4 protein-coding genes, 2 tRNA genes and 4 rRNA genes are annotated in these 12305 nt (G+C 58.0%); 7 read left to right on the top strand and 3 right to left on the bottom strand.

Translation table 11 applies throughout. The annotated features are described in order from the left end of the window. The first annotated feature begins 75 nt into the window (after positions 1–75). The 7 genes from GJV26_RS09905 (at position 76) to rrf (GJV26_RS09875) (ending at position 8145) form a co-directional block, all read left to right on the top strand. The gene (locus GJV26_RS09905) at positions 76–2442 is read left to right on the top strand and encodes a penicillin acylase family protein (protein ID WP_155708670.1); all 2367 of its coding nucleotides are present in this window, start codon (positions 76–78) and stop codon (positions 2440–2442) included. Between the two features lie 370 nt (positions 2443–2812). Continuing rightward, positions 2813–4343, top strand: a 16S ribosomal RNA gene (locus GJV26_RS09900). A 103-nt stretch (positions 4344–4446) separates the two neighbouring features. Continuing rightward, positions 4447–4523 (top strand) — tRNA-Ile (locus tag GJV26_RS09895). Positions 4524–4536: 13 nt separating this feature from the next. Further along, positions 4537–4612, top strand: a tRNA-Ala gene (locus tag GJV26_RS09890). Between the two features lie 194 nt (positions 4613–4806). Continuing rightward, a 23S ribosomal RNA gene (locus GJV26_RS09885) occupies positions 4807–7681 on the top strand. Positions 7682–7806: 125 nt separating this feature from the next. Next, positions 7807–7919 (top strand): 5S ribosomal RNA (gene rrf / locus GJV26_RS09880). A 113-nt stretch (positions 7920–8032) separates the two neighbouring features. Next, a 5S ribosomal RNA gene (gene rrf, locus GJV26_RS09875) occupies positions 8033–8145 on the top strand. The 16S, 23S and 5S rRNA genes sit together here with 2 tRNA genes alongside, the layout of an rRNA operon. Before the next feature lie 479 nt (positions 8146–8624). On the opposite strand, the gene GJV26_RS09870 is transcribed toward rrf (GJV26_RS09875), so the two are convergent. From GJV26_RS09870 to GJV26_RS09860, 3 genes are all read right to left on the bottom strand, one after another. After that, positions 8625–9266, bottom strand: coding sequence for a glutathione S-transferase family protein (locus GJV26_RS09870; RefSeq protein WP_229419243.1), 642 nt, complete (start codon positions 9264–9266; stop codon positions 8625–8627). A gap of 65 nt (positions 9267–9331) precedes the next feature. Beyond that, positions 9332–10786, bottom strand: a complete 1455-nt coding sequence (locus tag GJV26_RS09865; RefSeq protein ID WP_155708668.1) for a DHA2 family efflux MFS transporter permease subunit — start codon at positions 10784–10786, stop codon at positions 9332–9334. A gap of 76 nt (positions 10787–10862) precedes the next feature. Continuing rightward, the gene (locus GJV26_RS09860) at positions 10863–12305 is read right to left on the bottom strand and encodes a cobyric acid synthase (RefSeq protein ID WP_155708667.1); all 1443 of its coding nucleotides are present in this window, start codon (positions 12303–12305) and stop codon (positions 10863–10865) included.

Raw genomic sequence — 12305 nt, 5'->3', positions numbered from 1 at the left:
TTGCGCAAGTTTGAGGGCGCTCAAAATCGCCGCCGCCTTCTTCCCCATGATGGATTGGATCTCGTGGGGGTTATCATGCGGATATCGACGCTCGCAATACTGTTCTGGCTGCTCGTGGGCTGTGATGGGAGCAACCGTGGAGATGATCACGGGGGCACGCATGGCGGGGGAGGCGGTACCCCGCACGCCGGACTGAGCGCCGAACTGACGCGCACTTCCTACGGCGTCGTGCACATCCGGGCGAACGATTTTACCAGCCTCGGCTTTGGCCTTGCCTATGCCTATGCGCAGGATAATCTGTGCATGCTGGCCGACAGCTTCCTCACCGTGCGTGGCGAGCGATCCCGCTACTTCGGCGGCAATGCCTTGCCCACCGCCACCGATGGCGAATACAGCGTCGTCATCGATTATCTCGACGAGCACAATTTCAACCTGCGTAACGAGGACAGCGATTTCTTCTTCAAGGCTTACCTCGATCCGGTCCGGCTGCGCGCGGGCTACGCGAATGGCAGTGCCGAGGGAGCGGCGCTGCTGGCCGGGTATGTGGCGGGATACAACCGCTATCTGCGGGAGCATGTGGCCGACCGGCCCGCGGCTTGCCGCGACGCCCCCTGGGTCAAGCCGATCACGGTGGAGGATGTCTACCTGCTGATCGCGGAGAAAGCGCTGCATGCTTCCGGCCAGTTGTTCCCGGACCAGATCCTGGCGGCCGCACGCGACGAGCCCGCAAGTCAGGCTGCCATCGACCTGCCTTCGATCAGCTGGACAAGCGGTGGCCTGGGCAGCAACGCCATCGCATTGGGTGCGGAGGCCACGGAGAATGGCAAGGGAATGCTGATGGCCAACCCTCATTATCCGTGGTTCAGCACGGACCGTTTCTACCAGGTGCACCTGACCATTCCGGGCGTGTATGACGCGATGGGCGTGAGCCTGGGCGGCATACCGATCGTCGTCATCGGCTTCAACAAGGATGTGGCGTGGACGCACACGGTAACGAAGGCCGCGCATTTCACCACGTTCCGGCTGCAGCTGGATGCCGCCGATCCCACTGGCTTGACCTATCTGGTGGATGGCGTGCCGGTAAGGATGTCGGAGCGGACAATCGAAGTCCAGTCGTTGCAGCCCGATGGCACGCTGGGCACGCGGCGCCGGGTCTTCCGCGAGACGCCCCTGGGCATGCCGATGGCGGTGGCGAACCTGCCGCTCGGACCCGGCGGCATGCTGGTGCTCGGCGACCCCAATCGCTACAACACGCGCCTGATCGATCAATGGATCGCGATGGGCAAGGCGGATAGCGCCCCGGCACTGCAGGCGGCGCTTGCCCGCACGATGGGGCTGGCCTGGGTCAATACCGTTGCGGCCGACCGGCATGGCAACGCGATCTTCGCCGACTACAGCGTGGTGCCGCATGTCACGGCGGAACAGTTCGCATCCGGCTGCCTGCTGATTCCACCGCTGCTGACATTCGACGGGTCGCGCCAGGCCTGTCACTGGGGGCGGGATGCCGATGCGCCACCGGGGATTTTCGGCAGCGTCAACGCACCGTCGCTGGCGCGCCGCGATTATGTGTCGAATTCGAATGACGGTTACTGGCTCACGAACAGCCGTCAATTGCTGATCGGCCCCGGGAGCGGATACTCACCGCTGTATGGGCCGGTCGGTGTACCGCAGCACCTGCGCACCCGGCTGGGGTTCGTCCAGCTGGATGGCTTGCTGGCCGAGCGTGGCCGGCTGAGCATCGATGACCTGCAGGCACTGCTGTTTTCAAATCGCGTTCACGCCGCGGAGCTGGTATTGCCCGACCTGCTTGCCGGATGCCGCGGCACGTCGGATCAAACGCTCGCCGCGGCGTGTGCCGCGCTGGAAAACTGGGACAGGAAAGTGAACCTGGATAGCCGGGGCGCAATCCTGTTCCGTGAATTCTGGCTGCAAGCGAAAGACATCCCCGACAAATGGGCCGTGCCGTTCGATCCGGCCGATCCTGTACACACGCCGCGCGGCGTGGCAGCAACAGCGGTCGCGCCCATGCTGGCCGCATTGCGTGCGGCGGCGCTGCAGTTGCAGGAAGTCGCAGTGCCGCTCGATGGTCCACTGGGCGAACACCAGGTGGAAGTGCGCAATGGCACCCGGTACCCCATCCATGGGGGAATCGGCGATGTAGACGGCGTCTATAACGCACTGCACATGAAAACCGGGTTGACGGAGCAGGGATACCTCGGCGTGGCGTGGGGAGCGAGCTATATCCAGTTAGTTGCCTTCGATGACCGGGGCCCAGTGGCGCGCGGGCTGCTGACCTATGGCCAGTCGACCGACCCGGCCTCGCCTTACCATTCCGACCAGTTGCCCCTGTACGTGGCGAAGCAACTCTTTCCCCTGCCGTTCACAAGGGAGCAGGTGGAAGCAGACGGGCGCGGGCGAAAAGTGAGAGTATCGGAACGATAGGGCTTGCAGACAGCCGGGGTGTTTGCTATAGTTCTGTCCCTCGCAGCAACGCGTTGGCACGAAAGTGGCAGCGGCAAGTTGAAGCGGGGCAAAAAGAAGCTTGACGGTTATCGCGAAACACCAGATAATCTCGCTCCTCTGCTGACAAACACAACGCTTTGTCGAACTAGCAGAATCGCTGAAAAGCGCAGAATTCTTTAACAATCAACAGTCGATAAGTGTGGGCGTTTGATGATGTGCCCGGGACTTCGGTCCCGACAGCTCAAAATATAGCATCAAACGCTCATAAGAAATAAACGTAACCTTCGCAAGAGGGTTCGTCAGTATTTTGAATGGGCGACCAAGTCAGCAATGACTTTAAACAGAGATTAAACTGAAGAGTTTGATCCTGGCTCAGATTGAACGCTGGCGGCATGCTTTACACATGCAAGTCGAACGGTAACAGGGAGCTTGCTCCGCTGACGAGTGGCGAACGGGTGAGTAATATATCGGAACGTGCCCAAGAGTGGGGGATAACGTAGCGAAAGTTACGCTAATACCGCATACGATCTATGGATGAAAGCAGGGGACCGCAAGGCCTTGTGCTCCTGGAGCGGCCGATATCTGATTAGCTAGTTGGTGAGGTAAAGGCTCACCAAGGCGACGATCAGTAGCTGGTCTGAGAGGACGACCAGCCACACTGGAACTGAGACACGGTCCAGACTCCTACGGGAGGCAGCAGTGGGGAATTTTGGACAATGGGGGCAACCCTGATCCAGCAATGCCGCGTGAGTGAAGAAGGCCTTCGGGTTGTAAAGCTCTTTTGTCAGGGAAGAAAAGGGTACGGCTAATATCCGTGCCTCATGACGGTACCTGAAGAATAAGCACCGGCTAACTACGTGCCAGCAGCCGCGGTAATACGTAGGGTGCAAGCGTTAATCGGAATTACTGGGCGTAAAGCGTGCGCAGGCGGTTTTGTAAGTCTGTTGTGAAATCCCCGGGCTTAACCTGGGAATGGCAATGGAGACTGCAAGGCTAGAGTTTGGCAGAGGGGGGTAGAATTCCACGTGTAGCAGTGAAATGCGTAGAGATGTGGAGGAACACCGATGGCGAAGGCAGCCCCCTGGGTCAAGACTGACGCTCATGCACGAAAGCGTGGGGAGCAAACAGGATTAGATACCCTGGTAGTCCACGCCCTAAACGATGTCTACTAGTTGTTGGGTCTTAATTGACTTAGTAACGCAGCTAACGCGTGAAGTAGACCGCCTGGGGAGTACGGTCGCAAGATTAAAACTCAAAGGAATTGACGGGGACCCGCACAAGCGGTGGATGATGTGGATTAATTCGATGCAACGCGAAAAACCTTACCTACCCTTGACATGTACGGAATCCCGGAGAGATTTGGGAGTGCTCGAAAGAGAACCGTAACACAGGTGCTGCATGGCTGTCGTCAGCTCGTGTCGTGAGATGTTGGGTTAAGTCCCGCAACGAGCGCAACCCTTGTCATTAGTTGCTACGAAAGAGCACTCTAATGAGACTGCCGGTGACAAACCGGAGGAAGGTGGGGATGACGTCAAGTCCTCATGGCCCTTATGGGTAGGGCTTCACACGTCATACAATGGTACATACAGAGGGCCGCCAACCCGCGAGGGGGAGCTAATCCCAGAAAGTGTATCGTAGTCCGGATTGTAGTCTGCAACTCGACTGCATGAAGTTGGAATCGCTAGTAATCGCGGATCAGCATGTCGCGGTGAATACGTTCCCGGGTCTTGTACACACCGCCCGTCACACCATGGGAGCGGGTTTTACCAGAAGTAGGTAGCTTAACCGCAAGGAGGGCGCTTACCACGGTAGGATTCGTGACTGGGGTGAAGTCGTAACAAGGTAGCCGTATCGGAAGGTGCGGCTGGATCACCTCCTTTCTAGAGTAGGCACGGTTCTTCGGAATCCTTGCTCATTAAACGTCCACACTTATCGACTGTCGAATGAAGAAGAAACAGTAGTACCGCAATCGTGTTGTAGCGCGGGTCTGTAGCTCAGCTGGTTAGAGCACCGTGTTGATAACGCGGGGGTCGTTGGTTCGAGCCCAACCAGACCCACCACGTAGTACCCCCAGGGGGATTAGCTCAGCTGGGAGAGCACCTGCTTTGCAAGCAGGGGGTCGTCGGTTCGATCCCGTCATCCTCCACCACGTTTTTGAGATGTCAAATCTAAGTCCCGAGATTTAGATTTGATCTTTTAGAGATCACTGCTGTTTCGTTCTTTAATAATCTGGAAGAAGTAAAGTTTTATTGAACGTGCGAGACATCGCATGTTCAGGGTAGTAATAAAGCTCATCAAAACACAGTAGTAAATGCTTGATACCGATAGCCGTCAAGGTTATAGGGACAAGTGAATAAGTGCACATGGTGGATGCCTTGGCGATTACAGGCGATGAAGGACGTAGAAGTCTGCGATAAGCTTCGGGGAGCTGACAAACGAGCATTGATCCGAAGATTTCCGAATGGGGAAACCCACCCTTTCAGGGTATCACTCACTGAATACATAGGTGTGTGAGGCGAACGCGGCGAACTGAAACATCTAAGTAGCTGCAGGAAAAGAAATCAACCGAGATTCCCAAAGTAGTGGCGAGCGAAATGGGATGAGCCTGCATATGATAGTCGGACTGGTAGTGGAAGCCTCTGGAAATAGGCGCCATAGTGGGTGATAGCCCCGTACGCGAAACCAGACCGGTGGTACTAAGTATGCGACAAGTAGGGCGGGACACGAGAAATCCTGTCTGAACATGGGGGGACCATCCTCCAAGGCTAAATACTCGTAATCGACCGATAGTGAACCAGTACCGTGAGGGAAAGGCGAAAAGAACCCCGGGAGGGGAGTGAAATAGATCCTGAAACCGTGTGCATACAAACAGTCGGAGCGGACTTGTTCCGTGACGGCGTACCTTTTGTATAATGGGTCAGCGACTTACATTCAGTAGCGAGGTTAACCGAATAGGGGAGCCGCAGAGAAATCGAGTCCGAACAGGGCGTTAGTTGCTGGGTGTAGACCCGAAACCAAGTGATCTATCCATGGCCAGGTTGAAGGTGCGGTAACACGCACTGGAGGACCGAACCCACTAATGTTGAAAAATTAGGGGATGAGCTGTGGATAGGGGTGAAAGGCTAAACAAACTTGGAAATAGCTGGTTCTCTCCGAAAACTATTTAGGTAGTGCCTCAAGTATCACCATCGGGGGTAGAGCACTGTTATGGCTAGGGGGTCATCGCGACTTACCAAACCATTGCAAACTCCGAATACCGATGAGTGCGAGCTTGGGAGACAGACATCGGGTGCTAACGTCCGGTGTCAAGAGGGAAACAACCCAGACCGCCAGCTAAGGTCCCAAAGATTGGCTAAGTGGAAAACGAAGTGGGAAGGCTAAAACAGTCAGGATGTTGGCTTAGAAGCAGCCATCATTTAAAGAAAGCGTAATAGCTCACTGATCGAGTCGTCCTGCGCGGAAGATGTAACGGGGCTAAGCCAGTCACCGAAGCTGCGGATATCTAGCAATAGATATGGTAGGAGAGCGTTCTGTAAGCCTGCGAAGGTGTCTTGTAAAGGATGCTGGAGGTATCAGAAGTGCGAATGCTGACATGAGTAGCGATAATGCGGGTGAAAAGCCCGCACGCCGTAAGCCCAAGGTTTCCTGTTCAACGTTCATCGGAGCAGGGTGAGTCGGCCCCTAAGGCGAGGCAGAGATGCGTAGCTGATGGGAAGCAGGTTAATATTCCTGCACCGTCGTATGATGCGATGGGGGACGGATCGCGGAAGGTTGTCTGACTGTTGGAATAGTCAGTTTCTGTTTCATAGAAGGTGCTTAGGCAAATCCGGGCACATAATTCAAGGGAACGGGACGAGCGGCCATGTGCTGCGAAGCAATCGGAAGTGGTTCCAAGAAAAGCCTCTAAGCTTCAGTCATACGAGACCGTACCGCAAACCGACACAGGTGGGCGAGATGAGTATTCTAAGGCGCTTGAGAGAACTCGGGAGAAGGAACTCGGCAAATTGGTACCGTAACTTCGGGAAAAGGTACGCCCCGGTAGCTTGAATGGTTTACTCCATGAGGGTGAAAGGGTTGCAATAAAATGGTGGCTGCGACTGTTTAATAAAAACACAGCACTCTGCAAACACGAAAGTGGACGTATAGGGTGTGACGCCTGCCCGGTGCTGGAAGATTAAATGATGGGGTGCAAGCTCTTGATTGAAGTCCCAGTAAACGGCGGCCGTAACTATAACGGTCCTAAGGTAGCGAAATTCCTTGTCGGGTAAGTTCCGACCTGCACGAATGGCGTAACGATGGCCACACTGTCTCCTCCCGAGACTCAGCGAAGTTGAAATGTTTGTGATGATGCAATCTACCCGCGGCTAGACGGAAAGACCCCATGAACCTTTACTGTAGCTTTGCATTGGACTTTGAATCAATCTGTGTAGGATAGGTGGGAGGCTTTGAAGCGGGGACGCCAGTTCTCGTGGAGCCAACCTTGAAATACCACCCTGGTTCATTTGAGGTTCTAACCTTGGTCCGTCATCCGGATCGGGGACAGTGCATGGTAGGCAGTTTGACTGGGGCGGTCTCCTCCTAAAGTGTAACGGAGGAGTTCGAAGGTACGCTAGGTACGGTCGGACATCGTGCTAATAGTGCAATGGCATAAGCGTGCTTAACTGCGAGACCGACAAGTCGAGCAGGTACGAAAGTAGGACATAGTGATCCGGTGGTTCTGTATGGAAGGGCCATCGCTCAACGGATAAAAGGTACTCTGGGGATAACAGGCTGATTCCTCCCAAGAGTTCATATCGACGGGGGAGTTTGGCACCTCGATGTCGGCTCATCACATCCTGGGGCTGTAGCCGGTCCCAAGGGTATGGCTGTTCGCCATTTAAAGTGGTACGTGAGCTGGGTTTAAAACGTCGTGAGACAGTTTGGTCCCTATCTGCCGTGGGCGTTGGAAATTTGAAGGGGGCTGCTCCTAGTACGAGAGGACCGGAGTGGACGAACCTCTGGTGTACCGGTTGTCACGCCAGTGGCATTGCCGGGTAGCTAAGTTCGGAAGAGATAACCGCTGAAAGCATCTAAGCGGGAAACTTGCCTTGAGATGAGATTTCCCAGAGCCTTGAGCTCTTTGAAGGGTCGTTCGAGACCAGGACGTTGATAGGTCAGGTGTGGAAGTGCAGTAATGCATTAAGCTAACTGATACTAATTGCCCGTAAGGCTTGTCCCTATAACCTTGACGGTTATGGAGCATTTGCCTGTGTTTGACGATGCAGCTTGAACTACCTTAACTTTACTTCTTCCAGATCAGTAGCTGCGCTGCCCGACAGGGAGCGACGCTACGTACAAGTCATGCCTGATGACCATAGCAAGTCGGTCCCACCCCTTCCCATCCCGAACAGGACCGTGAAACGACTTTGCGCCGATGATAGTGCTGCAACCAGTGTGAAAGTAGGTTATCGTCAGGCTGTTATATCGAGAGAGCCCGTTGCGTGAGCGCAGCGGGCTTTTTCACTTAGTGAGCAGGTGGATTTAATACAGAATTCCGGTACCGCGCGTTGCGCGAGCCGAGCAGGTCAAGTCTGATGACCATAGCAAGTTGGTACCACTCCTTCCCATCCCGAACAGGACCGTGAAACGACTTTGCGCCGATGATAGTGCTGCAACCAGTGTGAAAGTAGGTTATCGTCAGACTAGTAATTAGAGAGGCCCCGCCAGTACATGCTGGCGGGGCTTTTTGCTTTGGTGCGCTACCTCAGCAGAGCACCGCGGACTTGGCTCCAGGTCCCGAACCGTCGTCATGCCGGCCATTGGCCTACGTGACACTTTGCGCCGATTGCTCCGTCTGGCATTGCCAGACGTCGCTACTGCAACCAGTGTGAAAGTAGGTTATCGTCAGACTAGTAATTAGAGAGGCCCCGCCAGTACATGCTGGCGGGGCTTTTTGTTTTGGTATGCTACCTCAGCAGAGCACCGCGGACTTGGCTTCAGGTCCCGAACCGTCGTCACGCCGGCCATTGGCCGACGTGACACTTTGCGCCGATTGCTCCGTCTGGCATTGCCAGACGTCGCTGCTGCAACCAGTGTGAAAGCAGGTTATCGTCAGATTAGTTATACAGAGAAAAGCCGCTGCGTGATCGCAGCGGCTTTTTCCATTTTCAGCCCGGTTTTCCCTACCAACGGGGCGCTAGCTGCTCGCCCGGCATTACGTCATACGGTGCCGCCCAGCCTGGAATACCCTTCAGCCGCTCGCCCCAGGCGGCGATATTCGGCCAGCGCTCCGTCACGTCGATGCCGCTTTCCTCGACCGGGAAGAAGCGGTAACCGCTCAGCGAGAAGTCGGCGATGGTGGGGCTGTCGCCGACGAGGTATTCGCGGCTGCACAGGTGCTTGTCGACCACATTGAAAGCACCTTCGATGCGGCCCAGCAGGAACTTCATCACGGCCGGATCTGGCGCGGCTTTCCCGAATGCCTTCAGGAACCGGTAAGTGGCAAAGTAGCTGGTAAATTTGTGGTTGTCGAACAGCAGCCAGCGCAGCACTTCCAGCTGCTCGTTTTCCGTGGCACCGCCGAACCGCCCATGCTTCTTCGCCAGGTACGTGAGGATGGCACCGGATTGCGTCAGGCGCAGTGCACCGTCTTCGAGGATCGGTACCTCGCCCATGTCGTTATGTTCTTCGCGCCAGGCCGGGTCGGTGCTGATCCCCTTGAAGAAGTCCACATGCACGGTGTCGAACGGCACATCCAGCGCGCGCAGCATGAAGGCCACCTTGAAGGCGTTGCCTGATTGGGCGAAGCAGTGAAGACGATACATGGAATCTCCGATTGATTGTCGATTCATCATCATAATTCACATCGTCCCCCTTGAGGACACCTGCTTTACTGCGCCGCCGACTGCTCCGTTGCCGCCACCACCGTCGCCGGCTCGGCAGTCTTTGTGCCGCGGCTGATGCTTTCGCCATCGTTTTTTCGCAAGGTCCAGAACATGCCGGCGGAGAGGATCGTCAGCCCGGCCAGCGTCAGGAACGCGTGGTGCAACGCGCCCGTCAGCACCACTCGATCCGTCTGCGGCATGTCGCCCAGGTACCAGCCGGTGATCAGCGACCCGCAGGCAAGACCGAAGCTCATCGACAGCTGCTGCATCGAGCTGGACATCGTGCTGGCCATGCTGGAATCCTTCTGGTCCACGTCGGCGTAAGCGAGCGTGTTCATGCTGGAGAACTGCAGCGAATTGAAGAAGCCCTGGCACAACGAGATCATCACGATCATCCATAGTGGCGTGCCCAGCTGGACGAACGAGAACATGGCGATGGTCACGCCAATGAACGCCGTGTTCACGACCAGTACCAGGCGGTAACCGAAACGCGCCAGCAGCCGCGCCGAGAAGAACTTCATGAACATTGCCGCCGCGGCGGACGGCATCATCAGCAGGCCCGACTGCCATGCCGGCAGGCCGAGACCCAGCTGGTACAGCAGCGGCAGCAGGAACGGCAGGCCGCCGACCCCGAGCCTCGTGAAGAACCCGCCGAGCACCGACACGCGGAACGTGCGGATCATGAACAACTGAAGTCGAAGCAGCGGATACTCTTCACGCAGCGCATGCAGGCCATAGGCCACCAGCAGGCACACGGAAATCACGAACAGCACGCCCCAGGACGTGATGTCGAGCCGGTGTTCGCCGAAGATCTCCAGCAGCCATGACAGCAGCGCCACACCGGTGCCGAACAGGATCAGCCCGATCACGTCGAGCGGACGGGTCTCGCCGCGATAATCCGGCATGTGCTTGTGCGCCAGCCAGATCGCCGCGAGGCCGACCGGCACGTTGATGAAGAAGATCTCGCGCCACGACATCCAGTGCACGATCAGGCCGCCGACCGTGGGGCCCAGCAATGGCCCGATCAACGCGGGAATGATCACGAAGTTCATCGCCGTCAGCAACTCCGCTTTCGGGAATGTGCGAACAATCGCCAGCCGGCCCACCGGCATCATCATCGCCGCGCCGAATCCCTGCAACAGCCGCGATGCCACCAGCATCGGCGAACTCACCGACAGCCCGCAGAGCACCGACGCCACCGTGAAGATGCCGATCGCCGTCATGAACACGCGACGTGTGCCGTACCGGTCGGCCATCCAGCCGCTGATCGGAATGGCCACCGCGAGACTGAGGATGTAGCTGGTGACCACGGCCTTAAGGCTCAGCGGCGTTACCAGCAGGCTGGCGGCCATGCTGGGAATGGCGGTGTTGACGATCGTGGAGTCGAGTTGCTCCATGAAGAGGGCCGTGGCGACGACCCAGGGCAGGTAACGCTTGGTGTTGGTTTCAGGACTGGACATGGAACGGTGCCGTAACGATTCGTCCAGCGATTGTTGCACAAAGCGGCCACGGGCGAAGCCGCCGTGCCGCCTGCCACTACCTTCGGGTGAGCAGCGCCTCCAGCAGGGGAGCGGTGGCATCGGCCAATCGCTCGAGGCTGGCCTCGCGCAACGCGTCCAGGTCCACCGTGCGCTCGCTGGCGAGTCCCGCCCAGCGCAACAGTGCGGAGCAGGCGCCCGGGGTATCGAATACGCCGTGCAGGTAGGTGCCGAGCACCTGGCCGTCAGGCGAGCATGCGCCTTCGGGGCGGCCGTCGATTTCGAATACCGGATGCGCCAGCGCCTCGCCGGTCGATACGCCCATATGGATTTCATAGCCCCCGACAGGCGTATCGGCGAACAGGCACTGGCCTCTCACCTGCTGCAGCCGCTTTTCCCGCGACATCACCGTCGTCATGTCGAGCAGGCCGAGCGCCGGCGAGTCGCCCGGTGCGCCTTCCACGCCGTGCGGGTCGTGCACGGACCGCCCCAGCATCTGGAAGCCGCCGCAGATGCCGATCACCTTGCCACCGTAGCGCAGGTGACGGGCGATGCGCTCCGGCCAGCCCTGCGCGCGCAGCCATGCCAGGTCGCCGCAAGTGTTCTTGCTACCGGGGAGGATGATCAGGTCGGCCGGGGGAATGGCATGGCCTTCGCGGATGAACTGCAGGTCCACGTCCGGGTGGGCACGCAGCGCATCGAAGTCCGTGTGGTTGCTCATGCGCGGCAGGCTCGGCACCACGATGCGGAAATCGCCCCTGTGCTCCTGCACCGGCTGCACCGCATCCTCGGCATCCAGGAACAGGCCGTGCAGGTAGGGCAGCACGGCCAGCACCGGCTTGCCGGTCTGCGCTTCCAGCCAGTCGAGGCCCGGTTCCAGCAGCTTGATGTCGCCCCGGAACCGGTTGATGACAAAGCCGATCACGCGCGAGCGTTCGCTCTCGGACAGGCAGGACAGCGTGCCGACCAGGTGCGCGAATACACCGCCCCGGTCGATGTCCGCCACGATCACCACCGGGCAATCGACGGCTTCGGCAAAGCCCATGTTGGCGATATCGCGGTCGCGCAGGTTGATTTCGGCCGGGCTGCCGGCCCCCTCGACGATCACGGCGTCGTATTGCGCGGCCAGCCGCGCATGCGATTCCAGCACGGCCGCCATCGCCACAGTCTTGTACTGGTGATAGTCGCGCGCGTTCATTTCGGCGCGTACCTTGCCGTGGATGATCACCTGGGCACCGATGTCGGACGAAGGCTTGAGCAGCACGGGGTTCATGTCGGTGTGCGGCGCGATGCCGGCCGCCTGCGCCTGCAGAGCCTGCGCGCGGCCGATTTCTCCGCCGTCCGCGGTCACCGCGCTGTTCAGCGCCATGTTCTGCGGCTTGAAGGGCGCCACCGATAAACCATTGCGCTTCAACAGGCGGCACAGCGCCGCCACCACCGTGCTCTTGCCGGCGTCGGACGTGGTGCCTTGCACCATCAGCGTTTTGTAGGGGAGCCGCAT

Origin of the sequence: Pseudoduganella dura, from assembly GCF_009727155.1 — a bacterium.
Classification (GTDB): domain Bacteria; phylum Pseudomonadota; class Gammaproteobacteria; order Burkholderiales; family Burkholderiaceae_D; genus Rugamonas; species Rugamonas dura.
The sequence above is the reverse complement of the archived record's forward strand: the minus strand, read 5'-3'. Positions and strand labels throughout refer to the sequence as shown.